The sequence below is a fragment of the Aureibaculum sp. 2308TA14-22 genome (genome assembly GCF_040538665.1).
GTDB lineage: Bacteria > Bacteroidota > Bacteroidia > Flavobacteriales > Flavobacteriaceae > Aureibaculum.
The window spans coordinates 3152678-3176587 of record NZ_JBEWXT010000001.1 but is presented as its reverse complement, the minus strand read 5'-3'; the positions used below and the strand labels follow the sequence as shown (position 1 = coordinate 3176587).

24 protein-coding genes and 1 tRNA gene are annotated in these 23910 nt (G+C 34.0%); 13 read left to right on the top strand and 12 right to left on the bottom strand.

Annotation, left to right across the window (positions count from 1 at the left end):
• Nucleotides 1-213 precede the first annotated feature (213 nt).
• From U5A88_RS14205 to U5A88_RS14195, 3 genes are read left to right on the top strand one after another with little or no spacing between them, the layout of a single operon-like run.
• On the top strand, nucleotides 214-558 hold the full coding sequence (locus U5A88_RS14205) for a MotA/TolQ/ExbB proton channel family protein (protein WP_354207513.1): 345 nt from the start codon (nucleotides 214-216) through the stop codon (nucleotides 556-558).
• Nucleotides 559-561: 3 nt separating this feature from the next.
• Nucleotides 562-1881 (top strand): serine hydrolase domain-containing protein, encoded by a 1320-nt coding sequence (locus tag U5A88_RS14200; protein WP_354207511.1) that lies wholly within the window; start codon nucleotides 562-564, stop codon nucleotides 1879-1881.
• Between the two features lie 30 nt (nucleotides 1882-1911).
• The gene (locus U5A88_RS14195) at nucleotides 1912-2148 is read left to right on the top strand and encodes a hypothetical protein (protein WP_354207509.1); all 237 of its coding nucleotides are present in this window, start codon (nucleotides 1912-1914) and stop codon (nucleotides 2146-2148) included.
• Between the two features lie 46 nt (nucleotides 2149-2194).
• Here U5A88_RS14195 and U5A88_RS14190 read toward each other — a convergent pair whose 3' ends face one another.
• Entirely contained in the window at nucleotides 2195-2803 is a 609-nt protein-coding gene (locus tag U5A88_RS14190) for an alpha-ketoglutarate-dependent dioxygenase AlkB family protein (protein ID WP_354207507.1), read from the bottom strand.
• A 76-nt stretch (nucleotides 2804-2879) separates the two neighbouring features.
• Between U5A88_RS14190 and U5A88_RS14185 the strand changes: the two genes are divergently transcribed.
• From U5A88_RS14185 to U5A88_RS14165, 5 genes are all read left to right on the top strand, one after another.
• On the top strand, nucleotides 2880-3212 hold the full coding sequence (locus U5A88_RS14185; RefSeq protein WP_354207505.1) for an ArsR/SmtB family transcription factor: 333 nt from the start codon (nucleotides 2880-2882) through the stop codon (nucleotides 3210-3212).
• Nucleotides 3203-3718, top strand: coding sequence for a GNAT family N-acetyltransferase (locus U5A88_RS14180; RefSeq protein WP_354207503.1), 516 nt, complete (start codon nucleotides 3203-3205; stop codon nucleotides 3716-3718). The genes U5A88_RS14185 and U5A88_RS14180 overlap by 10 nt, the downstream gene beginning before the upstream one ends.
• 12 nt (nucleotides 3719-3730) lie before the next feature.
• Entirely contained in the window at nucleotides 3731-4222 is a 492-nt protein-coding gene (locus tag U5A88_RS14175) for a DUF6428 family protein (RefSeq protein ID WP_354207501.1), read from the top strand.
• Between the two features lie 16 nt (nucleotides 4223-4238).
• Nucleotides 4239-4874, top strand: a complete 636-nt coding sequence (locus tag U5A88_RS14170; RefSeq protein ID WP_354207499.1) for a low molecular weight phosphatase family protein — start codon at nucleotides 4239-4241, stop codon at nucleotides 4872-4874.
• Between the two features lie 172 nt (nucleotides 4875-5046).
• A complete protein-coding gene (locus U5A88_RS14165; RefSeq protein ID WP_354207497.1) occupies nucleotides 5047-5616 on the top strand; it encodes a hypothetical protein in 570 nt (189 codons plus the stop codon).
• On the opposite strand, the gene U5A88_RS14160 is transcribed toward U5A88_RS14165, so the two are convergent.
• From U5A88_RS14160 to panC, 5 genes are read right to left on the bottom strand one after another with little or no spacing between them, the layout of a single operon-like run.
• On the bottom strand, nucleotides 5603-6826 hold the full coding sequence (locus U5A88_RS14160; RefSeq protein WP_354207495.1) for a BaiN/RdsA family NAD(P)/FAD-dependent oxidoreductase: 1224 nt from the start codon (nucleotides 6824-6826) through the stop codon (nucleotides 5603-5605). The genes U5A88_RS14165 and U5A88_RS14160 overlap by 14 nt on opposite strands.
• Nucleotides 6823-7752, bottom strand: a complete 930-nt coding sequence (locus U5A88_RS14155; RefSeq protein ID WP_354207493.1) for a GYDIA family GHMP kinase — start codon at nucleotides 7750-7752, stop codon at nucleotides 6823-6825. The genes U5A88_RS14160 and U5A88_RS14155 overlap by 4 nt, the downstream gene beginning before the upstream one ends.
• Entirely contained in the window at nucleotides 7752-8720 is a 969-nt protein-coding gene (locus U5A88_RS14150) for a lysylphosphatidylglycerol synthase transmembrane domain-containing protein (protein WP_354207491.1), read from the bottom strand. The genes U5A88_RS14155 and U5A88_RS14150 overlap by 1 nt, the downstream gene beginning before the upstream one ends.
• 10 nt (nucleotides 8721-8730) lie before the next feature.
• Complete coding sequence (gene panD, locus U5A88_RS14145; RefSeq protein WP_354207489.1) at nucleotides 8731-9084, bottom strand: aspartate 1-decarboxylase; 354 nt, start codon at nucleotides 9082-9084, stop codon at nucleotides 8731-8733.
• A 47-nt stretch (nucleotides 9085-9131) separates the two neighbouring features.
• Complete coding sequence (gene panC / locus U5A88_RS14140; RefSeq protein ID WP_354207488.1) at nucleotides 9132-9971, bottom strand: pantoate--beta-alanine ligase; 840 nt, start codon at nucleotides 9969-9971, stop codon at nucleotides 9132-9134.
• A gap of 196 nt (nucleotides 9972-10167) precedes the next feature.
• Here panC and U5A88_RS14135 point away from each other — a divergent pair, with 196 nt between their 5' ends.
• The 3 genes from U5A88_RS14135 to glmS are packed head-to-tail and all read left to right on the top strand — an operon-like array spanning nucleotide 10168 to nucleotide 14441.
• The gene (locus U5A88_RS14135; RefSeq protein ID WP_354207486.1) at nucleotides 10168-10974 is read left to right on the top strand and encodes a glycogen/starch synthase; all 807 of its coding nucleotides are present in this window, start codon (nucleotides 10168-10170) and stop codon (nucleotides 10972-10974) included.
• A gap of 30 nt (nucleotides 10975-11004) precedes the next feature.
• Nucleotides 11005-12582, top strand: a complete 1578-nt coding sequence (locus tag U5A88_RS14130; protein WP_354207484.1) for a DUF4270 domain-containing protein — start codon at nucleotides 11005-11007, stop codon at nucleotides 12580-12582.
• A 14-nt stretch (nucleotides 12583-12596) separates the two neighbouring features.
• Entirely contained in the window at nucleotides 12597-14441 is a 1845-nt protein-coding gene (gene glmS / locus U5A88_RS14125; RefSeq protein ID WP_354207483.1) for a glutamine--fructose-6-phosphate transaminase (isomerizing), read from the top strand.
• A 57-nt stretch (nucleotides 14442-14498) separates the two neighbouring features.
• Here the strand turns inward: glmS and pth are convergent, their stop codons facing one another.
• The 4 genes from pth to U5A88_RS14105 form a co-directional block, all read right to left on the bottom strand.
• Nucleotides 14499-15065: an aminoacyl-tRNA hydrolase gene (gene pth / locus U5A88_RS14120; RefSeq protein ID WP_354207481.1), complete on the bottom strand. Its 567-nt coding sequence runs from the start codon at nucleotides 15063-15065 to the stop codon at nucleotides 14499-14501.
• A gap of 136 nt (nucleotides 15066-15201) precedes the next feature.
• Entirely contained in the window at nucleotides 15202-15873 is a 672-nt protein-coding gene (locus U5A88_RS14115; protein WP_354207479.1) for a 50S ribosomal protein L25/general stress protein Ctc, read from the bottom strand.
• A 37-nt stretch (nucleotides 15874-15910) separates the two neighbouring features.
• Complete coding sequence (locus U5A88_RS14110; RefSeq protein ID WP_354207478.1) at nucleotides 15911-16852, bottom strand: ribose-phosphate pyrophosphokinase; 942 nt, start codon at nucleotides 16850-16852, stop codon at nucleotides 15911-15913.
• A gap of 41 nt (nucleotides 16853-16893) precedes the next feature.
• Nucleotides 16894-16975 (bottom strand) — tRNA-Leu (locus tag U5A88_RS14105).
• A 105-nt stretch (nucleotides 16976-17080) separates the two neighbouring features.
• Between U5A88_RS14105 and U5A88_RS14100 the strand changes: the two genes are divergently transcribed.
• Nucleotides 17081-18703 (top strand): N-acyl-D-amino-acid deacylase family protein, encoded by a 1623-nt coding sequence (locus tag U5A88_RS14100; RefSeq protein ID WP_354207476.1) that lies wholly within the window; start codon nucleotides 17081-17083, stop codon nucleotides 18701-18703.
• Nucleotides 18704-18705: 2 nt separating this feature from the next.
• Here the strand turns inward: U5A88_RS14100 and U5A88_RS14095 are convergent, their stop codons facing one another.
• Nucleotides 18706-19896 (bottom strand): DUF5009 domain-containing protein, encoded by a 1191-nt coding sequence (locus U5A88_RS14095; protein WP_354207474.1) that lies wholly within the window; start codon nucleotides 19894-19896, stop codon nucleotides 18706-18708.
• Between the two features lie 6 nt (nucleotides 19897-19902).
• A complete protein-coding gene (locus tag U5A88_RS14090; RefSeq protein WP_354207472.1) occupies nucleotides 19903-22398 on the bottom strand; it encodes a glycoside hydrolase family 9 protein in 2496 nt (831 codons plus the stop codon).
• Nucleotides 22399-22659: 261 nt separating this feature from the next.
• Here U5A88_RS14090 and U5A88_RS14085 point away from each other — a divergent pair, with 261 nt between their 5' ends.
• On the top strand, nucleotides 22660-23889 hold the full coding sequence (locus U5A88_RS14085) for a M14 family metallopeptidase (RefSeq protein WP_354207471.1): 1230 nt from the start codon (nucleotides 22660-22662) through the stop codon (nucleotides 23887-23889).
• The last annotated feature ends 21 nt before the right edge of the window (nucleotides 23890-23910 follow it).

Genomic DNA, 23910 nt, shown 5'->3' with positions numbered 1-23910 from the left:
ACAGCTTTTAATGATGCAAGTTGCTTAATTTATTTCAATGTGCGTAATTTCATAGGCGAATTACCAATTTAAGCTTGTTTTTTGCACAAAAAATATACAAAGAAGGCTAAAAAGGTTATTTGTCGTACTTATTTGTTGTTTTATCGCTAATTTAAAAATGTATGGAGAGTAATAGATACATTTGGCTATTATTAATTTTAAAATCTAAATATTATGTTTGATAGACTTAGTGAAGGAGGCCCATTTTTTATGTATCCGTTACTTCTAATTTTAATTCTGGTTATTATTTTAATTGTTCAAGGTTTGCTAAAAAAAGAATCTTCTAGTAAAACCATTAAACTTATAAGCTCCATAACATTATTTGCTTTGGTTTGGGGTTTTTTAGGCCAGCTTATTGGTATGATTGGTGGATTTGATGCGATAGAGTCTATTGATAATATTTCACCTGCAGTTTTGGCTAGCGGTATAAAAATAAGTATGCTATCTCCTGTTTTTGGTATGGTTGTGTTTTTAATAGGCAGATTAGGGATTATTGTGTTAACATGGTTAAAAAAATAAAGAATGATACGATTTATTATAATAGCGGCACTTTTATTTTGCTCTTACTTACAATCTCAAACTATTAACAAAACTAAACTTGATAGTTTATTAAATAGCATTGAAGAAAGTAATATGGCAATGGGCACGGTTTCCATTTTTAAAGACGGAGAGGAAGTTTATCAAAAATCCATAGGTTTTTCAAATCTTAATTCAAAAACTAAAGCCGATGCATTTACTAAATATAGAATTGGCTCCATCACCAAAACGTTTACGGCCACAATTATAATGCAATTGATTGATGAGGAAAAGTTGAGTTTGAATACTAAGCTAAGCACTTACTTTCCTGAAATTAAAAATGCAGAAAAAATAACTATTGAAAATTTGTTATATCATAGAAGTGGTTTATATAATATAACTTCTGAAGAAGGGTTTATGCTTTGGATAAGTAAGCCGAGAAGTAGAAAAGAAATGCTTGAAAAAGCTATTAAAAATGGAGTAGATTTTGAACCTAATACAAAAACATCATATTCAAATACCAATTATATTTTACTCTCTTATATTGCTGAAGACATTGATAAAAAGCTGTTTTCTGAGATTTTGAATACTCGAATTATAGAACCACTTAATTTGACAAGAACTCTATATGGTAAGAAAATAAGCCCAGAGAAAAATGAGGCATTATCTTATTATCAGGAAGATCCTGAATGGAAACCAATAACATTGGAAACCGATTTAACCGGACCAATGGGAGCAGGGGCAATTGTAGCGACCCCTAGAGAACTGAACATATTTTATGACAATCTCTTTTCAGGTAACTTAACTTCAAAAACAGCTTTGAAAAAAATGAAAACCGTAAACGAGAATATGGGAATAGGAATGTCTCAATTGGTTTTTAAAGGGATGAAGGTATATGGACACGATGGCGGAATTGATGGTTTCAGAGCTATGGCTGCATACATTCCCAGTAAAAATGTTTCAATTGCATTTTGTTTTAATGCTTCAAATACTTCAGTAGTACCAACTTTAATATCCATATTAGAAACCTATTTCAGTAATGACCCAAAACTTGAAAGTAAATCTAATATTGAATTAAAAAGTGAAGATTTAGATGTGTATTTGGGAGTTTATAGCGGCTCAACATTTCCTGCAAAAGTAACTTTTACTAAAGAAGGAAATACACTAATTGCTCAAGCAACGGGTCAACCTGCTTTTAAATTAATTGCTACAAAAAAAGACACCTTCAGTTACGACTCAATGGGAATAAAATTTAGCTTTAATCTTTCGGATAATTCTATGATTCTCAATTTTGGAGGGAAAGAACATAAACTGCAAAAGGAATAAAGTTTATTTTTGCTCTTTAAAAGATTAAAATTGAACAGAAAAATAAAACTCATTTGGGACTTTAGAGGGCCTGAAGCTTTGCCTACGGCTAAACATCATGCTATACATTTAAAAGAGTTTGCGGTAAAGGAAAACTTGACTTACCATGAGGTTGAGGTAGCAGAATTTTCTGAATATAATGCAACCGCTTTTATTGCAGTTGATGAAAAAGACATGATTACGTATCGTGATGCTTTAAAACCGCATAGGGCAGAAGTAGCTAACTAAGCTCCGCTTAGTAACTAACAAATTTCAACGACTTGGGGTTTGGAATTTATTTTTCAATAGTTCTAAAAGTCAAATTCACCCTCGGTTTAAAGAATTTTTTAGTTGGTGGCAATCTGTGCAGCCAATGTGTTTGAGTTTCATCTTTCATTACCAAAAGACTTCCGTGTTCTAAGACTAGAGAAACTACTTCTTTGCTTTCTTTATGTTTAAAAGCGAATTTACGTTCTGCTCCAAAACTTAAGGAGGCAATTGCACCGTTCTTTTTTAAATCCTTTTCACCATCACTATGCCAGGCCATACCTTCCGAACCATTGTGGTAGAGGTTCAACAGGCATGAGTTAAATGTTTCTCCCGTTTTTGCCTCTACTATTTGTTTTAATTCTAATAGTTCTTTTGTCCATGGTAACGCCAATTTTGTATTGTTGGAATAGGTATATTCAAAAGGCTTTTCGGCATACCAAGCTACTTTGCGTTTGGTTTCTATGCGTTTACCAAAGATAATGGCAATATCGTTTTTCCATTCAATGTTCTTTAATAAACTGTCATAGTAACCTGTTGCTTCCTGTTGGCTTAATAATCTTCCATAATAATTTACCGTACCTTCTTTGGGTAATAGGTTTTTAGTTGAGTCAACAAGATTATCGAAGAGGTACATACCTAATAGAGAATTTCATCAAAAGTATTAATAAAATTTTGCAATTCAAATATTAATCGTACATTTGCGATTAACTATGAATAAAACATTACGACATATAGAATTTAGTGAAGAAGCGGAAGTCTTGGCAAAATTTGCCAAAGCATTGGGGCATCCTACACGGCTTATTATTTTAAAATACCTGAGTAACCAGAGCTGTTGCTATACTGGAGATTTGGTCGAAATGTTACCATTGGCACAATCCACTATATCACAACATTTAAAAGAACTGAAAGACGCGGGATTGATCGAGGGGGAAATAAATCCTCCAAAAATTAAATATTGTATCCACCAAAAGAATTGGAAAAAGGCTACAACACTTTTCTCAACACTTTTTAAACTGGACTTTAAAACCATTACATGTTGTTAAGCTGCGGTTTGAAAATTGAAATAAAACATATAGCTATTGAAGATTGGAGTGCAGTTTCAGAAATTTACATGCTTGGTATTGAAACGGGTATTGCCACGTTTGAAACCGAGGTTCCCAGTTGGGAAAAATGGGATATTAAGTTTTTAAAACACCCGCGTTTGGCGGCTTGGTCTGAAAACAAAATAATGGGCTGGGCAGCACTTTCAATCGTTTCAAGTAGAGAAGTTTATAAAGGTGTAGCAGAGGTTAGTGTTTATGTACACACAGATTACGCTCATCAAGGAATAGGAATTCAATTATTGGAAAAACTAATTGTTGAAAGTGAAAACAATGGTATTTGGACGTTGCAAGCCGGTATTTTCCGTGGAAACATAGCCAGTATCAACCTTCATAAAAAAATTGGATTTAGAGAAATTGGCTACAGAGAAAAAGTGGCAAAGCGAGATGGAATATGGCACGATAATATTATTATGGAAAGAAGAAGCAAAATTATAGGAATACATTAAAATAGTTTAATTATGAATACTAAAAAATTATTGGAAATATTAGAAGCCAACAAACAGAAAGAGCTTTTGTTTGAGTATGCAGAAGGTAAATTTGCCTTGGCAAATTATCATTTAACCGAAGTTAAAAACGTAACATTTGAAACCGTTGATTGTGGTGGAACAACAAATGATTGGAAAGAGACACATATTCAATTATGGGAGAGCCCCTCAGAAATAGGAAAAGAAGATTACTTAACAACGGATAAGGCACTTTCTATTTTAAATCGCGTTAATTCCATTAGACCTTTATGGCTAGATACTGAAGTAAAAGTTGAATATGGCAATGCTGATTTTCATACTTCCGTACTATCCATTGATAAGGTTCAATCTAATGACAACAAATTAATTGTAAAGCTGTTTGCTGTTAAAACAGAATGTAAAGCACCTGAGTTATGTGTAGTGCCAGAAAAAGAGTTACAAGTTTCATCTGAATCTTGTTGCAATCCGAATAGCGGTTGTTGTTAAAATTCGAAATCAAATTATGAATTCAAATAGTAAGCTTTTTGCTGAAATAGAAAACGCAATACAAACATTCAGTGCAAAAAGCATTTTGGATGAACGTAAAAACATGTTGCAACCTTTAATCGAGTATATTCAGTCAAAGGTAAATGCTAAACAGCCAATACTATTAAATTTTATTTGCACACATAACTCCAGAAGGAGTCACCTATCCCAAATTTGGGCTAAAACAGCAGCTTCATATTATAACATTAATAACGTATTTTGCTATTCTGGAGGTACCGAAGCCACTGCACTTTTTTCAAAAGTAGTAGAGACGTTGCAAAATACAGGTTTTAAAATTAAGAAGTTATCCGAAGGGAAAAATCCGGTATATGCTATTAAGTATTCTGAAAATGAGCATCCCGTAATTGGATTTTCAAAGACTTTTGATGACACCTTCAACCCAAATTCAGGTTATGCAGCAATCATGACTTGCTCACACGCAGATGAAAATTGCCCATTTATAGCTGGAGCCGAAAAACGAATTCCGATTACTTTTGAAGACCCTAAGAAGTTTGATAATACGCCCGAGCAATTAGCAAAATATAATGAAAGAAGCCTGCAAATTGCGACAGAATTATTTTATGTTTTTTCAAAAATAAATGAACTGGTTTAAACTTTTCGCGTTTAAGCGAAAATTAGTCATTTTTTGCTTATTTGAAGGCTTTTTTGATTTGCCTAGCAGAGCTAAGGAAGGATGAAAAGACAAAAAATGAGTGAAAAAGTACAATTTTTTAGCAAATGGAAAAAGTTTAAACCAGTTCAATAACAACTAAAACAAAATTAATATGGAAATACTATTTTATTTAAGTAGTTTTTGTCTACTACTTTTTATGGCGTTGGCAACCTATGATGGATTTTACTTACACATTTGGAAGTACGGGTTGTTTAACCAAAAAGAAAGTGTTTTTGAACACAAAACACATACCGTTAGAGCAATATTATTTCCGCTAATTGTTTGGTTTTTGTTTTTGAGTAACTCCCAAATCGGTTTTTGGATAGGCGTAATTTTAGTATTGCTCGATATTATTGTTTTGGGAATAGATGCTTATGCCGAAGGCGATAGCAGAAAATTTATGGGTGGTTTGCCTCGATGGGAATATATTATACACCTATTTGCCAACGGATTTCATTTTGCGGCCATAGCTTTAATTATTGGTATTAAAATGAACATAATGGGACTTGACCCTATAGCTATACAAAATTTAAATGAAACAACGGGAGGCACATTAATGATTTTTGTTGCTGAAAATACTATACCTGGTGCTATTTTACTAGCCGTACTTCATATACTAGTACTATTTCCAAAAGGTAAATTGGTATGGAATAAATATCGAACGAGGATTACTTGTTGTTAGATTTCGTCATAGTATTACCCACAATATAACCGCCTGTCCAGGCATTTTGGAAGTTAAACCCGCCCGTAATGGCATCAATATTTAATACTTCACCAGCAAAGAATAGATTACTATTCAACTTGCTTTCGAAGCGTTTAAAGTTTATTTCTTTTAAGTCGACTCCGCCCGCGGTGACAAACTCTTCTTTAAAAGTAGATTTACCATTGGCATTAAAAATACTTGTGGTTAATTGATTGGTTAAATTTTCTAGTTGTTTGTTTGAAACATCCGCCCAATTGGAATCACTTTTAATTTCAGAGGCTAAAACTAAGTTTATCCATAAGCGTTTAGGTATTTCTTCGAAAACAGACTTTACTATTACCTGTTTTTTTTGATGTTCTTTTCTGAAGGTTTTTAAGCTGTCGAAAACCTGCTGTTTAGATTGTGAAAGCCAGTTAACCTTAACATTATATTGATAGTTTTTTTCAGCCAAAAAACGAGCCCCAAAAGCTGATAATTTTAAAACGGCGGGACCGCTCATACCCCAGTGTGTAATCAATAGTGGCCCATTAGATTCAAATTGCGAATTTACAATAGAAACCGTTGCATTTGCAACTGTAACCCCGGGAATTTCTTTAATCCGTTTGTCGTTTATTTTAAAAGTAAATAATGAAGGAACGGGTGGAACTATTGTATGCCCTAAGTTACTCAATAGCTCCCAAATTTTGGTATTACTGCCAGTAGCAACCAATAGTTTATCGGCTATAAAATTACCTTTGCTTGTTAAAATTTTCCAGAGCTCTTCTTGCTTTTCAAACGCTTCAACACGATGATTTAATTTAACTTGTATTCCTAACTTTTCGGTTGTATTTGTCAACACATCAATAATACTTTGTGAAGAATTGGAAACTGGGAAAACACGATTGTCAGCTTCTATTTTTAATTCAACGCCACGGTTTTCAAACCATTGCATGGTATCTCCAGTCATAAATTGATGGAAGGGCCCTAACAATTCTTTTTTACCTCTGGGGTAAAATTCACAAAGTTCCTTTGGATCAAAACAGGCATGGGTAACGTTGCATCTTCCACCACCAGATATTTTTACTTTTTGAAGCACATCTTTCCCTCGTTCAAGTATTGTAATTTTGGCTTTTGGATTATTTTCAGCACAAGTAATTGCTGCAAAAAACCCTGCTGCTCCTCCACCTATGATTACAATGCTTTGTTTCATAAAATCATATCGGAATATGAGATTACAGTTTCAAAACCCTTTTGCTTGAAATAAGCAGGCGTATCATTGTTTCCAGTAGCCAGGATAAAATCACCTCCCCAAGCACCTAGGCTTTTTGTTTGTCCAAAATAATCAGAAAAGAAATGTTGTTGAATGGGTTTTTGGTCAATTATTTTTGAAATTATTCTTTCATGTTCAGCAATTAATATTTCAAAATCAGCTAAAGTTTTACTTTTAATAAATTGATTGGTTAATCCCGAAATTTCATCCACCAAGGTGTTTATAGTTCCTTTAAAATTTCTATATTTTGCAATTCCTTCACGGCTATTTTGTTTTTTATTGAGATGCACAAAATAGAGTTGATCTTTAAAAGTTGGATTAAAAACTATATTATCAATTTGTGGCTTTCCATCTAATAATTGATATAAAATTGGTACATCTTTTTGTGCACAGGCGATATCATAACCACTACCTCCAAAATTAGAAAACTGCAATTGAAAAGCATCAACACCAGCCCATTGGGCAATATTATTGATTAAGGTTGAGGAAGTTCCCAATCCCCAATTTCTTGGAAAATCTAGCTTTGTTCTCACATAAACACCGTGACCGTCAGATAAAAATTTAGGGTTAGATTTTTTAGCAGATAACAATATTTCTCGCAGTTTTTCAGCTAATAAATCTCCACCGCCATCTTTAGAGGAATCAAAAGTTGCTGAGATTATCCGCAATCGGGGCAAGTCAAATTCTACTTGTAGCCAAAGCTCGTCTTGGAGAGTGTAACTTTCCCAGACTAATTTCTCTTCATTAATTTTTTTTACAGCAAGGCTTTGTCCGTAAGTAGTGGGCAAGGCAAGAGCTTTAGCTCCGTCTAGCACAAGGTATTCGGAAGTAAGCAGTAATTTTCCGTTACTGTAAAAAGACTCCATCAGGTTCTATTTCTGTTATAAATGGGCAAAAGTAAGAAAGACAGTCCGCCAAATAACAATACCATAAGTGTTTGTGCGGTCCACATAATCCAAGCAAATGCCCGTGCAGGATTATCGGGTACGGCATACAATATGAGTACACTTGCTACTGCTATAGGGTAAGTACCTAATCCACCATTGGTTACTGCCATACTTATACCACCTACCACAAAACCTACAATAATAGCCTCGAAAGGTAAGTTGGAAGTTTCTGGTAATGCAAAGGTAACCACGTAAAACATAAGTACGTACATAGTCCAAATGAACAGCGTGTGAAAAATGAACCACCATTTGTTGTCCATTTTAAAAATACTTATTGCTCCTTCTATTAAACCATTTATAAAGGTTTTTATTTTGATAAAAAACGGGTGTTTAGATTTTTTTACAACGAAGTAAAATATAATCGCCAATATTGTAAATACAGCTATCAACAGGTATTTTTGCATACTGTTATCACTATTTTTGAAGAGGTCTTCAGAAAGTAGATCAGCTTGAAGAAAAAATGCAATTCCTACAATGGACAAAAGTACAATAGCATCGGCAATACGTTCGGCCACGATGGTGCCAAACGCCTTTTCGAAAGGAATATTCTCATATTTGGAGATTCCCGTTGCACGGGCAATTTCCCCGGCACGCGGTATGCCTAAATTGACCAAATAAGCTATAAAAACCGTCATTACACTATTAGCAAACCTTGGTTTGTAACCCATTGGTTTTAACATAAATTCCCATCTGTATGCTCTGGATAAATGACTTAAAGCTCCTAAAACCAAAGAAAGCAATACCCACCAATAATTAGCCGACTTGAAAGAAGTTATTATGGCGGTTTTATCTTCTTGGGTTAATTTTGATAAAAAATACCAGACCAAAAAAACTCCCAAGGCAATTGGGAGTATTAAAAGTAATGATTTTCGGAATTTTTTATTCAACAAGCTTGGCTTAACTTAATAAAGTATTGGTTTTTTCGTCAGGAAATATAACTATGGGTTCAAAAGTTTTTGCGTCTTCAAAATCCATAATTCCATAAGCTATTATTATAACAATATCTCCTTTGGCAACTCTTCTGGCTGCAGGTCCGTTTAATACTATTTCACCTTTACCTCTTTCCCCTTTAATAATGTAAGTTTCGATTCTTTCGCCATTATTAACGTTAACGATTTGAACTTTTTCTCCTTGAATCATATTAGCGGCATCCATTAAATTTTCATCAATGGTTATGCTACCTATATAATTAAGATCAGCTCCAGTTACGGTAACTCGATGTATTTTTGATTTTAATGCTACTATTTTCACAAGCTCTTTTTAAGATTTGGGGCAAAGGTAATTAATTTTAAAGTCTTTTATAAAGCCATATTATCAATTAATCTAATCTCACCTACAAAAACAGCAATAAATGCTCTGTAATTATTGCCCTTCCTCTTGTGCTTTGCAGATTTTAAAGTCGTTTCATTAGCAATTTCAAAATATTCTAAGTCTAGAATAGTATTGTTTTTAAATTGGTTTTTAACCCAATTTGTAACCATATTAATAGATTCGGTCTTAAATTTTTCTTTTGCTCTGTTTAACGTTTTGTAGATAATAGGAGCTTCTTCTCTTTGGTTTTTTGTTAATCGAATATTTCTAGAGCTCATAGCCAGACCGTCTAGTTCCCTAAAAATAGTACAACCTTCAATTTTGACGGGCAAGTGATATTTTTCTACTAATTTTTTTACTATTTGTAGTTGTTGAAAGTCCTTTTCGCCAAAATATGCAGTATCGGGCATCACAATTTCAAGTAATTTTTTAACGATGGTACCAACACCATCAAAATGGCCTTTTCTGTGCTTACCTTCCATTTCATTTTCCAATCCATCAAAATCAAACGCTTCTGCCTTAATTTTCCTATCGTATATCTCATCGGCATCTGGTGAAAACACTACATCACATTTCACATTTTTTAAAAAATTAATATCTTTTTTTAAGTCTTTAGGATATTTTTTCAAATCTCTTTTATTGTCAAACTGTGTTGGATTAACGAAAATACTTACCACAACGATATCATTTTCTGATTTAGCCCTTTCAATTAAAGATAAGTGCCCTTCGTGTAAAGCACCCATAGTAGGTACAAATCCAACAGAAACATTCTTGTTTAGCGTATTTAAATGTGACTCAAGTGTTTCTTTTTTATAAAAAACCTTCATTAATTTTACTGTTAATTAGTGTTAAAAGGGGGTAAACTTAACATTTTAAGTATAAATCTAATCAAATTTTCGTAATTTTGCATATTCTTAATTACAGACGGATTTTATGAAACGAGCATGTTGAAAATTTCATTACCCAAGGGGATGATTATTTGCGAATAGCATGTGACCGTTGAAAAACAATAGATATTGACACATGAAAGATAAGAGAATATTGTATGTATCTTCAGAGGTAATACCTTATTTGCCAGAAACGGATACAGCAAGCACTTCCTTTGAGTTGGCAAGATTAATGCATGGAAAAGGAGCACAAATTAGAATTTTTATGCCTAGGTTTGGTGTTATTAACGAACGAAGACATCAATTACATGAAGTAATACGATTATCAGGTATGAATCTGATTATCAATGATATGGATATGCCACTAATAATTAAAGTAGCATCAATCCCAAAAGAAAGAATGCAAGTATATTTTATTGATAATGATGAGTATTTTAAACGTAAAGCTGTTTATTCTGACGAAGATGGAAAGTTGTTTGAAGATAATGACGAAAGAGCCATATTTTTTGCAAAGGGAGTAATTGAGACTGTAAAAAAATTAAACTGGACACCGGATATCATTCATGTGCACGGGTGGATGGCTTCTTTGTTACCCTTGTATTTAAGAGAGTACTACAAAAACGACCCATTGTACAGCAACAGTAAAATAGTTACTTCTGTTTATGATGGTGGCTATAAAGATACTATCGGAGATAAATTGATTGATAAAATTAGATTTGATGGTATAAATGACGAAAAATTGCAATCCATTTCTACAACTACACATAATAACCTTGTAAAAATTGCCATTGAAAACTCCGATGCTGTTATTAAAGGGAGCGAAAACATTCCTGAAGAAATAACTGAGTTTATAAATCAAAAAAACATTCCTCTGCTAGAACATCAGTCTGGCGACGAATTAACGGACATTTACTCCAACTTTTACCTTACCGAAGTTTTATAAAACAATCTTAATAAAATAATTTTTTTGTTTATGACTACAAAAATTGTGAACAACATTAAATATATAATTATATTTTCTATTGTATTAATGGGCGTAATAGCTTGCGAAAAAGATTTTCAAAATGTAGGTGTTGGTTTAGTAGATAACAATTTATTCACTCCGAAACAGGCTACTTTTGAGGTGGTTGCATATAATCACAATGTTTCTAATTCTGAGATTGCTAATGCTAATCCACATTTATTGGGAGTTACAAAAGATGAAAAATTTGGGCTTATAAAAGCATCAGTTATAAGTCAGTTGGGTTTAGGTACTATAAAATTTACAGAAAACATGTCTATTGATGCCGTGGTTTTAGACATACCCTATTATGCAACAAAATTAGAAGACAATAGTGATAATACACCTAACTATGAATTAGATTCTATTCTAGGTAATCAAAACATTGAGTTTAACTTAACGGTTTATGAAAATGGAACCTATCTAAACAGTTTAGATCCACTAGATCCAACGCAGAAGAGAAAATATTATTCTGATGAAACGTTTATTAAAAAGGCACAACTATATTCAGGTCAGTTTAAACCAAATAAAAATGATACTGTTTTTTACGTGGACAGAAGGTTTTTAGACGGAAACCCTTCAACTGTTGACGATAGAGATACCATAAAGACAGAAACAGTAACACCATCAATAAAAATACCTTTAGATACTACTTTTTTTAGGACAAACTTTATAGATCAACAAAACTCTGGTGCATTTGATTCTAATGATAATTTTATAAACTATTTCAGAGGTTTAATTATTGAGGCAAATGGTACAGATGGTTCTTTAATGGCGTTGCAAATGTCTAATGCCAAAATGACTTTTTATTATAGTAATATTGTTTTAACAGATGAGACTTCAACTACAGGTGACCTAAATGGCGACGGAGACACAAATGATACGGATGTACCCGTAAAAACGAAACAAACGGCTGCTTTTAATTTTAGCGGTCTAAAAACGGGAACATATTTTAGAGATTATGCTGAAGCAAGTAGTGATATTAATACTAAATTAACAAGTCCTGATACCGATAATGGCGAGGATAAGTTATACATACAAGGTGCAGCAGGTTCAATAGCACTAATAGATTTGTTTAAAGGAATTGACCAAACACAATTAGAAGAAATTAGGGATGAAAATTGGTTGATTAACGATGCCAAATTGACTTTATTTGTTGAAAATCCTTTAGACACCATTATTCCGCAAAAACTCTTTTTATATAATTATGAAGACAATACGCAAATTCTTGACGCTATGACCGAAGCACCATTAAGAGAATTTGATGGAGTACTAAGAAGAGACGATGACAATAAACCATTAAAATATGAGTTTATTATTACGGATTATATTTCAGAAGTTTTAAAATCGGATGATCATTTAAGTCTAAAAAAATTGGCAATCAAGGTTGCTCATTTTAACGATCCTCCTACTGCAGAAAACGATACTATTATTAAAGATTATAGTTGGGATGCTAGGGGTGTAATTGTAAAGGGGAACAAACTGTTAAATGCTAATGATCCAGAACGATTAAAACTTGAAATATTTTACACAGTTACTAATACTAATTAAAACAGTTACTAATAATGTGTGGAATTACTGGTTATATAGGGTACAGAGATGCTTATCCTATTATCATTAATGGTTTACAACGTTTGGAATATAGAGGTTACGATAGTGCAGGACTTGTACTCTATGACGGTAATCAGATAAATTTGGCAAAAACCAAAGGTAAAGTTAGTGACCTAATTGAAAAAGTTACTTCTAAAGAAGGTCAATTAGGCATTGGGCATACACGTTGGGCGACCCATGGTGTACCTAATGATGTAAACTCTCACCCTCACACTTCTAAATCAGGCAATTTAGTTATTGTACATAATGGAATAATAGAAAACTATGACACTATTAAAAAAGAGTTAATTAACAGAGGTTACTCTTTTCATAGTGATACTGATACCGAAGTGTTGGTTAATCTAATTGAAGAAGTACAGCAAACAAACGACGTAATGCTCGGTAAAGCAGTGCAAATTGCTTTAAATGAAGTGGTTGGAGCTTATGCCATTGCCGTTTTTGATAAAAGAAAACCAAATGAAATTGTTGTAGCCCGTTTAGGTAGCCCAATAGCTATTGGTGTTGGAAAGGATAAAGAAGAATTTTTTATTGCTTCAGATGCATCACCTTTTATAGAATATACTAAAGATGCTATTTATTTGGATGATGAAGAAATGGCGATTATAAGAGTAGGCAAGGATGTAAAAATTAGAAAAATACATGATGATTCTTTAGTAGATGCGGATGTTCAAGAATTACAAATGAATCTTGAGCAAATAGAAAAAGGTGGCTATGAGCATTTTATGTTAAAAGAAATTTATGAACAACCTAGAGCAATAACAGATACCTATAGAGGACGTTTATTAAGAGAAGAAGCTATTATTAAAATGGCTGGTGTAGAAGATAATATGAAAAAGTTCTTAAATGCTAATCGTATTATTATAGTAGCTTGTGGAACATCTTGGCATGCAGGTTTGGTAGCCGAGTATATTTTTGAAGAATTTGCTAGAATTCCTGTTGAGGTAGAGTACGCATCGGAATTCAGATATAGAAATCCGGTAATATCTGAAAAAGATGTATTGATAGCCATTTCACAATCTGGTGAAACAGCTGATACGTTGGCGGCAATTAAACTGGCTAAAGAAAAAGGAGCTTTTGTCTTTGGTGTTTGTAATGTTGTGGGATCTTCAATTGCTAGAGAAACTCATGCTGGTGCTTATACTCATGCAGGTCCAGAAATTGGAGTTGCTTCAACGAAAGCATTTACCACACAAATTACAGTATTGACCTTAATTGCCTTGCGATTGGCAAGAGCAAAAGGAACCATGTCTAGCTCAGATTTTAGACTGTATTTACAAGAGCTGGAATTGATTCCAGATAAAGTAGAACGATTATTACAGGTAGATGACTATGTAAAAGAAATAGCCAAAGAATATTTACTATCTACTAACTGTTTATATTTAGGTAGAGGTTACAACTTTCCAGTTGCCTTAGAAGGAGCATTAAAATTAAAAGAAATCTCTTACATACATGCAGAAGGTTACCCTGCGGCAGAGATGAAACACGGACCTATTGCTTTGATTGACGATAGAATGCCCGTAATTGTAATTGCTACGAGCAAAGGACACTACGAAAAAGTTGTAAGTAACATTCAAGAAATAAAATCCCGTAGTGGTAAAATTATTGCTGTGGTTACTGAAGGTGATACTACGGTAAAAGAAATTGCAGATCATGTGATTGAAATACCAGATTCTGAAGAAGCATTTTCGCCATTATTGACTACAATCCCGTTACAATTGTTATCATATCATATTGCGGTAATGCGTAATTGTAATGTAGATCAACCACGGAATTTAGCGAAGTCGGTTACGGTGGAATAAAAAATAAAATAACTTAAAAACTCCAATAGAATATTTGTTCTTTTGGAGTTTTTGTTTTTACTTACCATTAAAATCACTCATCGTGTTATTCAAACCAGCCGTACCAAAAGATTTTATAAGCTGGCAAGATTTATCCAGTCTTTCGAGTAGCTTAGCTTCCTCTTCGGCGTTCCATTTGCCCAGCACATAATCTACTTGTCTTCCTTTACTAAACTCAGCACCTACACCAAATCGAAACCGTGGATAATTTTGGGTATTTAATTGAGCATTGATGTCTTTTAACCCGTTATGACCTCCGGCACTCCCTTTGCCTTTTAATCGAATCGTACCGAAAGAAATATTTAAATCATCACAAATAACTAGTACATTTTCCAAGGCAATTTTTTCTTTGGTCATCCAGTATTTTACTGCTTTGCCAGTTAAATTCATAAAAGTTGAAGGTTTCAACAAAATAAATGTTCTGCCTTTGAACCTGAATTGAGTTACAGCTCCTAATTTTTTGCTTTCAAAGCTTATATCTTCCTTTGCCGCTAGTTCGTCTAGAATTTTAAAACCAATATTATGACGTGTATTATCGTATTCTGAACCAATATTGCCTAGTCCAACAATTAAGAATTTTTTCATATCGGGTTCTATATTTTTTGTGGTACCAAATAATGATTTTAGAAAGGCAATTAACCCCATTTTAAATACTTTTATAGCGTAAAAATAAAAAAAGCCCCGCGAATGCGAGGCTCTTTTTAAAAATATATAGAAAATACTATTCTTTAGCTTCTCCTTCAGCAGCAGGTGCAGCAGCCTCTCCGCCTTCGGCAGTTTCACCTTCAGCAGTTGTTCCTTCTTCGCCTTCTTCACCTTCTTCATCTTCAACCTCATCAACAATAGCAGCTCTTGCAGTTCTAACTTGCACAACTACCATGTCTTCTGGATGTAAAATTTCAAAATCCTCACTCATTACAGATTCAACAAATACCTTATCTCCAATTTTAAGTGTAGAAATATCAATATTTATAAAATCAGGTAAGTTAGCAGGAATTGCCCTTACTCTTAATCTACGATTAGGGAAACGCAATACACCACCATTAATAACACCAGGAGCGTTACCTTCTAATTTTACAGGAATGTTTAATGATACTGCCTTATCATCAAATAATTGATAAAAATCAATATGTAAAATTCTATCTGTAACAGGATGGAATTGAATATCTTGAACAATAGCGTTCAATTTTTCACCACCTTCTAATTCAATCGTTGCAGTATATACATTTGGAGTGTAAACCAAGTGTCTGAACGCTAATTCTTCTGCTGAAAAGTGAACAGGTTTTTCTCCTCCGTATAATACGCAAGGCACCTTTCCAGCATTACGTAAGGCTTTGGTTGCTACCTTGCCCACGCTTTCTCTTTTGGATCCTTTGATTGTAATCGATTTCATTTAATTGTTTATTTATTAATATTTAATTGTTTTTATGTTACATTAAAAACTGTCCGCTGATGGATTTATTACTCTGAACTTTGTGCATTACATCAGCAAATAAAGGGGCACAAGATACTACTTTTATCTTATCAATATGTTTTTTTAGCGGTATTGTATTTGTGATTAAAAGTTCTTCTAGTTTTGAATTCTCAATACGCTGATAAGCCTCTCCTGATAAAACGGGGTGAGTACATATAGCACGTACACTTTTAGCTCCTTTTTCCATCATTAAATCGGCTGCTTTTGTTAGTGTTCCTGCGGTATCAATCATATCATCAACTAGAATAACATTTCTACCTTCAACATTACCAATCAGCTCCATGTGTGAAATTACATTGGCTTTTTTACGTTGTTTGTAACAGATTACCACTTCGCTCTTTAAAAACTTGGAATAGGCATAGGCTCTTTTAGATCCACCCATGTCTGGTGAAGCTACTGTAATATTGTCTAAATTCAATTCTTTAATAGCTGGCAAAAATATAGTAGAAGCAAACAAATGGTCAACAGGCTTTTCGAAAAAACCTTGAATTTGGTCAGCATGCAAATCCATCGTAATCAAACGGGTGGCACCGGCAGCTTCTAACAATTTAGCTACTAATTTAGCAGCTATAGGAACTCTAGGCTGGTCTTTTCTATCTTGTCTTGCCCAACCAAAATAAGGAATAACAGCAGTTATGTGCCTTGCTGAAGCTCTTTTGGCAGCATCAATCATTAATAACATTTCCATCAAGTTATCAGAATTTGGGAAAGTAGAACCGATGATAAAAATACGACGCCCTCTGATAGACTCTTCAAAAGAAACTTGAAACTCCCCATCACTAAAAACATTTTTCTTAGATTTACCAAGCTCACACCCATAGGCTTGAGCAATTTCTTTGGCTAACTCAACGGATTGAGAACAGGCAAAAAGTTTAGGTTTAGGTATTTTTTGTTTCATTTTGAATGTAATGTTAGATATTGAATTTCTAACTATTTTAGTACCTTGGGTGGGAATCGAACCCACACTCCCGAAAGAACTGGATTTTGAATCCAGCGTGTCTACCAGTTCCACCACCAAGGCAGTACATACATATCTTCTTGGATATGAGGGTGCAAAAGTAAAAAATATTTTGATTCCCTAAACATTAAATTGTTATATTTATTTTTTAAACCAATTATCCTGATTATGAAAATACTACCTTCTAATTTTTCCGGTACAAAACTCTCCTTTTTAAGCTTGTTTTTTGTTATAATGTTCACCGTATCTTGTACTAAAAATAATTCTGAACATTATCAAATTGTCCTAAAGAACGGTAACGTAAATGTTGGAGACGGAACACCTTCTAAGATTATGGATATAGGCATCAATGCGGACACCATCGCTTTTATCGGCAACATAGACCCTAAAAATGCCGATTCCGTTATTGATGTCTCTGGATTGATTGTTGCTCCCGGATTTATCGATATGCACGCCCATTTAGACCCTATTTTTAAACACCCTGATGCTAAAAGTGCCCTTACACAAGGTATCACAACTTCTTTGGGTGGTCCAGACGGTGGTGGCTTTTGGCCATTTGGGAGCCGCTTAGATTCCATTGCAGAGTTACCTTTGGGTATGAATGTTGCCTACTTGGTTGGCCATAACCAGATACGAAAAGCGGTAATGCAAATGGACAACAGAGAGCCAACCGTTGAAGAACTATCAAAAATGAAAACAATGGTATCTCAAGCCATGAACGATGGTGCTTTTGGAATTTCAACGGGATTAAAATACCTGCCCGGAGCATTTTCAAAAGTTGATGAGGTTATTGAGATGTCCAAATCGGCATCCGAAAAGGGAGGCATTTATACTTCGCATTTGCGTGAAGAAGGGCTGGGATTGTTGGAAGGCGTATCCGAAGCTATTCAAATTGGCGAAAAAGCGAACATCCCAATAATTTTAACACATCATAAAGCCATAGGAAAACCCGTTTGGGGCTTTAGCAAAAAAACCTTAAAAATGGTAGATTCCGCCAGAGCATTGGGCATTGACGTAATGATAGATCAATATCCGTACAACGCCAGTTATACGTCCATTTCGGTATTGATTCCCGCTTGGGCCAGGGCGGGAGGTCAAAAAGAATTCATTAAAAGAACCGAAAACAAGAAGCTGAAAGACAGCATTTTGGCGGGAATAGAATTCAATATTCTGAACGACAGAGGTGGAGGCGATTTAAACAGAGTTCAATTGGCAAAAACCCCATGGGACGAAACCCTTTCAGGAAAAACACTAAAATTCTGGGCAGAACGCGAAAATCTAGAACCCAATGCCAAAAACGGAGCATTATTGGTGCTGAAAGCTCAATTAACAGGTGGCGGAACGGCTATTTATCATGCTATGGACGAAAAAGACATTCAACGTATTATGCAGCACCCGCAAACTATGATCGGCTCCGATGGCCGATTAACCTATACCGATGATGAAGGTTGGCCGCACCCACGTTGGTACGGTACTTTTCCTAGGGTTTTGGGACATTATGTACGCGAATTAAATGTGTTGGACTTACCAACCGCCATCAAAAAAATGACTTCCATGCCTGCCGATAGACTCGGATTATCCAAAAGAGGAAGACTAAAAGTCGGTAATTATGCTGACATTACTATTTTTGATTCTGAAACTGTTATTGATAAGTCTATTTATACTGATCCGCATCATTATTCCGAAGGGATAAAATATGTATTTGTTAATGGAGTATTGACAATTAACGACGCCATGCTTACAGAAAATAGAGGTGGTAAGGTATTAAGGGGAATGGGTTATAAAAAATGATCTCATATTTTCAACCTAACCTTATACTTCTCTAACCAACCAACAAAAAGAATAATTAATAAAGAAAAAAGTAATGACTTTACAATACCAATACTTCCAGCGGTAAAAAATTCAGGCAATTTAAATGCCGTTAGAGCTATTAATGGATAAATAAAATAAGGCATTAAGTAACAGGTTAGCGTACTGGTACCCGCAGGCTTAATGAGTTTAGCCCATTTATAATACCCCAACTTATCGATAATAATAAATAAGACCACATACGTTAAATAGCCAATACCTATGCAAATGCTTGTCCATGATGGTGTGGCAAGGTTTTTCGATATGATAAATGAGGGTCTTATTAAAAAACCATAGCTAATAAGTAGTAGCCCTAAAATACTTATTATCACCAAGAATTGGTCTATTTTACCCTTTTCTTTAAATTTTAGAAACAAAGAAGTACAAAAAACACCCGCCATAACTAGTGCATAGTTTGAAGCACTAATTACAATTTTAAAAGCGGGCAAGCTTTCAAAAAAGCCAAACTCTTGAACATTCAAAAAGTTAAATAATAAAAAGATGGATCCAAGAACTGTTAAATTTCTACCCAATGCTAAATACACTATTACATTTAAAAAATAGGCCCAACCAATTAATCCTAAAATACCCCACCAATGTGGTTTCATCCAAGTGAGTTCTTCTAAAGTCCCACCTTTATAGATAAAAGCCAGATAGATTAAGATTAAAGCTCCAAGTGATTTTAAAGCTATAGTATGATGCTTTTTTATTTTTTTTATAGGTTTATAATGCAACCAAATGAGCAGTATGGCCGTTGCCATTAAGAGTTGCCAAATATATTTTGAAAAGGGTAAAGCATCATTATTAATATACTCGTAATTGACCATAAAAAATCCCATAACAAGCAAGGCAATAGTTCTTTCTAAGATGTGTTTGAAAATTTGAAAAGTATTGTCGTTTTTCTTTTTTCTTATATTAATAGCTAGAGGGATGGATAACCCAACAATAAATAGAAATAATGGAAAAATAACGTCGGAAAAACCCATGCCATCTTCATTTGTTTTGGTGTGTAATAACCATTTAGGAACATGGGTTATGGACCATAAATCGTTTACAAAAATCATAAAAAACATAGTTAATGCCCTGATAATATCAATGCTAAGGATTCTGTTTTTTGATATTGTAGTGGCGGCCATGTTTCCTTATTTTTCTAGCAAGGTTTTTAATGAAACAAAATCATAACCTCTTTTATCTAATTCTTGAATTAACGTTTCCAATTTTAAATAGAATTTATCAGTCCTTTTAGTATCTGTACCAATATGGCTCAAGAGCATAAATCCGTTGAGGTTTTTATCTGCTTCATGATTTAGAATCGAATTATAAATTACTCGGGTATCTTTATAATTTTTATCATCCGGTGTAGTATAATCAGCATGTGAAAGTGTACCAGGCGTATAATTTATCAGTGTTAATTTTTGCCTGTGTGCCCATTGGGTTATATATTCATCATTCCATTCATAAGGAGGCAAAAAGTAGGGCGTATCTTCCTTTTTTACACCGAACTTTTCCATTTCTTGATAGTTTGCATTCAAGTCATTTTTAAATTCCTTGTAAGTAACTAAACGCTTTTTTTCCTTTGTCCAATCGTTATACAACAAATGCTTGTCGGAATGAGCTCCGAGATAATGTCCATCAGCTACGGCTTGTTTTATAAAACCTTTAAAGTTGGGGTTTCTATAAAAATCGCCGGTCAAGAAAAACGAGGCTTTAATATTGTGTTTTTTTAACGTATTTAAAATATTCTCGGCCCCATCTGCAAATTCATGGCCTGTAAAAACCAAGTTTATATTTTTAGTATTAACATCGCCACGGATAATTGCCCTGGTTTTATCATAAACGAGTTCACTTTTTTTATGACCGATTCTTCTACTTTCATTTTCCATACTGGATAGATAATACACTAAACTTGCAGTACCGTCCATGGTGGGTTCGTTGGTGGAATAATCGCCTACATCATCGTGATAAACCACATAATCCGATTGGAATTCGGCATGGGCATCCACATTGTGCAACTTTAATCCGATTAGGTTATTAAAAATTGAGCCATAAACAGGACCATCTACCAATCCACCATCAGTTTGGTAATTATACAAGTGGTTTAACGAAGAATGCGGGTCTTCGGGATTGTCGCCATCTTCGGGCAATCCAACAATCATACTTGTGCCCCATGGGTTACAGCCAAAAAGCCAATCGCGTAAAGCAGCTTCCATTTCTAAATACTGGTTGTCATTCGTCAATTCTCTATACAATTTACATTGCGTAACCGCAGCGGTTACAAAATTGTTGGAGCACCAAATAAAAGGTGTACCCACTAAAAACGGATTGTTTTCACCTCGCTCTTGAAGCAATTCCAATCCTTTTTTGTAATAATTGACCACGATTTCTTTTTCGTTATTTTCGATTGCTGTTGCCAATTCAAAATGCCCAGCATTTAAAAAAGGATAGTATTGATAATGCCTGGCGGTATCCTTACCGATCCATGGAGATATTTTTTCTTTTGTGGCATAATTCAGGGCGTTTTTTTTATAATTGTCTTTACCCGTAAGTTTATATAATGAGGCCGCTGCAAGTTCCATATCATCATGCCAGTTTTCTTCTTCATAAAAATAGGGAGCACCGCCAGGAGCGGTTTGGCTTACGCCGGGATATTTTTGACCGTATTTAAAGGCATCCACGGCTCTATTGGGTAATTTTTTTACATAATCAGGAAAAAAAGGCTTTAATATATTCGCACCTAAGGCAAAAGCCGAGGCATATTTACCCGTTGTAGAAGCCAAGCCCGTTGAGCGGTTTTTATATTTTTTATAGCCTTGCGGTTTAGATGAGGCCAAATAAACGGGGCGACCTTTTAATTCAGGATGATAAACCACACTATCATGATTAGGTAATCTGTATCCTGCATGGTCCCTATCATCTGCAATTTGATTGTAAAATTCGGTTGGTGATGGATTCATTTTCAACAGCCAATCCATACCAAATTTAGCTTCATCAATAATATCGGGAATGCCATTTGGTCCTGGCAAACCATTGGCTTGATGTGCATCGGTAAAAGACTTAGGGTTTTCACGATACGACATAAGCAATTGAAATACCGCATTGGCTGAGGTTGCCGTGTATTGCAAATAATCCGAGGCATCGTGCCAACCACCGGTAACATCAATTCGTTGACCGTTTTTACCGGGATTGTAAACAATATAACCATCATCTAAATGACAGGAATCCGTTAAATACGGATTATAGCCACAACGCTGTTGCCTCATGTATTTTAATAGGAAATCTGCCGTACCATCATAGACATTATCATCAATTTTAAATATGGGCGATTTGACGTTTCCTGCAAGAATGTAATATTCCCCTTTTGCCTTTAAGTCGGAAAAATTCAAGCGGAACGAAGTTGTGAACGGTCCAAATGCTTCTTTGGCCGTAATTTTATCAGATATAAAAATGGTTTTATCGGTTTTTGCATCAACCAATGAAAAAGTTTTTACTTCAATAGTTCCTTTAGAGCCCAATACCGCTACTTTAACGGATTGTGGTAAATAGCCCAATTGGTTTATCCTAATCCATGAGGTTTCTTTTTTCAGAGCAAAACTCAAAAGAAGAAACGATATAAAAATACCAACTATTGTTTTCCTCATTAGTTTGAAAAGATGGTTTAAATTCTTTGTTTTTGAACCAATAAATATAGTACATTTAAATGTAATACTTATTTTCCCTGATTTACTGAATTGTTATTTTAGATGAGGAAATGGAGTATAAAAATTTACGAATTTGTAAGTTTAATTTAGGGATTAGAGGATAAGTTAAAATTGTTAAAATTGTTAAAAATTAACATTGTTTCTTAATGTTAACACAATTTATACTACATTTATTTATTAATTAACTCATTTAATATTAAAATGATTGCGAATAAAGCTGTAATTGGTGTTGCATTATTGTTTCTATTTATAGGCTGTAGCAGTGTTAAAAAAGTTAAATTTTCTAACCCTGTTGATACTACGACTAGACCTATTGCTAATCAAACTAAGAAAACCTATAAATTAGTTAATGTTGATGTTTATGCTAGCAACGAATTTGATGGAGCTAGATTAAATGGTTTTGAACAGGAAAATGATAGTACAGCTTTGGTTATTATCCATCCTGAAAACGCTCCTATAAATAATAGTGCATATTATGCGTTTAAAACATGGTCAACTACTTCTAAACCTTTCTATTTTAAATTTAAATACCCAAAAGGATATAAACACAGGTATATTCCTAAATTAAAAATAAATAATACTTGGGATATTATAGATTCTACTGCTGTTTTTAAACAAGACACTATAATAACTATAAAATTAAATTTAACCACAAGCCCTGTGATAGTTGCAGCTCAAGAAATCAATACCTCTACAGATGTAAAAAATTGGTACACTAACCTTGTGAAAGGGAAGGAAGATTTTGTAAGGGTTAAAAGTGCAGGAAAATCAAGACTAAATAGAAATTTACCCGTATTGGAAATTTCAAAAGGAGAAACCAAGAATAAAGATCTTATTGTGTTGATTACCAGACAACATCCGCCTGAAGTTACAGGTTATTTAGCTTTTCAAAGTTTTTTGACGACACTTTTAGAAAAAAATGAGCTGTCTGAAGAGTTTTTAAATAAATATCATATTTTAGCCTTTCCAATTATGAATCCTGATGGTGTGGACATGGGGCATTGGAGGCATAATATGGGTGGTGTTGACTTGAACAGGGATTGGGGCGTTTATAATCAGCCCGAAATAAAACAAGTAGTAAGTCATATTAATAAAACGCTTAAAAAGAATAAATCAAAATTAATATTAGGGTTAGATTTCCACTCTACTTGGTATGATGTTTTTTACACTAACACTATAAGGGAGAGTACCAATCTTCCAAATTTTGAAGAAAAGTGGTTTAGTGCTTTAGAAGAAAAAATACCTAACTATAAAGTAAATGAAGCATCTGCTAACAGCAACAGACCAACTTCAAAAGGATGGTTTTTAAATGGACAAAATGCAGTAGGGATAACTTATGAAATAGGAGATGATACTCCAAGAAAATTTATTGAAATGAAAGGTAAAGTTTCAGCCAAAGAAATGATGAAAATATTAATTAACAAAAAGTAAATAAAACAACTAACAAAAATA

Excerpts from the sequence above, each read along its gene's own strand:
- U5A88_RS14165 (WP_354207497.1), top strand. The coding sequence starts at position 5,047 with ATGGAAATACTATTTTATTTAAGTAGTTTTTGTCTACTACTTTTTATG.
- U5A88_RS14100 (WP_354207476.1), top strand. The coding sequence starts at position 17,081 with ATGAAAATACTACCTTCTAATTTTTCCGGTACAAAACTCTCCTTTTTA.
- U5A88_RS14115 (WP_354207479.1), bottom strand. The coding sequence starts at position 15,873 with ATGAAATCGATTACAATCAAAGGATCCAAAAGAGAAAGCGTGGGCAAG.
- U5A88_RS14175 (WP_354207501.1), top strand. The coding sequence starts at position 3,731 with ATGAATACTAAAAAATTATTGGAAATATTAGAAGCCAACAAACAGAAA.
- U5A88_RS14190 (WP_354207507.1), bottom strand. The coding sequence starts at position 2,803 with ATGTACCTCTTCGATAATCTTGTTGACTCAACTAAAAACCTATTACCC.
- U5A88_RS14095 (WP_354207474.1), bottom strand. The coding sequence starts at position 19,896 with ATGGCCGCCACTACAATATCAAAAAACAGAATCCTTAGCATTGATATT.
- U5A88_RS14185 (WP_354207505.1), top strand. The coding sequence starts at position 2,880 with ATGAATAAAACATTACGACATATAGAATTTAGTGAAGAAGCGGAAGTC.
- pth (WP_354207481.1), bottom strand. The coding sequence starts at position 15,065 with ATGAAAAAATTCTTAATTGTTGGACTAGGCAATATTGGTTCAGAATAC.
- U5A88_RS14085 (WP_354207471.1), top strand. The coding sequence starts at position 22,660 with ATGATTGCGAATAAAGCTGTAATTGGTGTTGCATTATTGTTTCTATTT.
- panC (WP_354207488.1), bottom strand. The coding sequence starts at position 9,971 with ATGAAGGTTTTTTATAAAAAAGAAACACTTGAGTCACATTTAAATACG.
- U5A88_RS14180 (WP_354207503.1), top strand. The coding sequence starts at position 3,203 with ATGTTGTTAAGCTGCGGTTTGAAAATTGAAATAAAACATATAGCTATT.
- glmS (WP_354207483.1), top strand. The coding sequence starts at position 12,597 with ATGTGTGGAATTACTGGTTATATAGGGTACAGAGATGCTTATCCTATT.
- U5A88_RS14090 (WP_354207472.1), bottom strand. The coding sequence starts at position 22,398 with ATGAGGAAAACAATAGTTGGTATTTTTATATCGTTTCTTCTTTTGAGT.
- U5A88_RS14135 (WP_354207486.1), top strand. The coding sequence starts at position 10,168 with ATGAAAGATAAGAGAATATTGTATGTATCTTCAGAGGTAATACCTTAT.
- U5A88_RS14200 (WP_354207511.1), top strand. The coding sequence starts at position 562 with ATGATACGATTTATTATAATAGCGGCACTTTTATTTTGCTCTTACTTA.
- U5A88_RS14155 (WP_354207493.1), bottom strand. The coding sequence starts at position 7,752 with ATGGAGTCTTTTTACAGTAACGGAAAATTACTGCTTACTTCCGAATAC.
- U5A88_RS14205 (WP_354207513.1), top strand. The coding sequence starts at position 214 with ATGTTTGATAGACTTAGTGAAGGAGGCCCATTTTTTATGTATCCGTTA.
- U5A88_RS14110 (WP_354207478.1), bottom strand. The coding sequence starts at position 16,852 with ATGAAACAAAAAATACCTAAACCTAAACTTTTTGCCTGTTCTCAATCC.
- U5A88_RS14130 (WP_354207484.1), top strand. The coding sequence starts at position 11,005 with ATGACTACAAAAATTGTGAACAACATTAAATATATAATTATATTTTCT.
- U5A88_RS14170 (WP_354207499.1), top strand. The coding sequence starts at position 4,239 with ATGAATTCAAATAGTAAGCTTTTTGCTGAAATAGAAAACGCAATACAA.
- U5A88_RS14160 (WP_354207495.1), bottom strand. The coding sequence starts at position 6,826 with ATGAAACAAAGCATTGTAATCATAGGTGGAGGAGCAGCAGGGTTTTTT.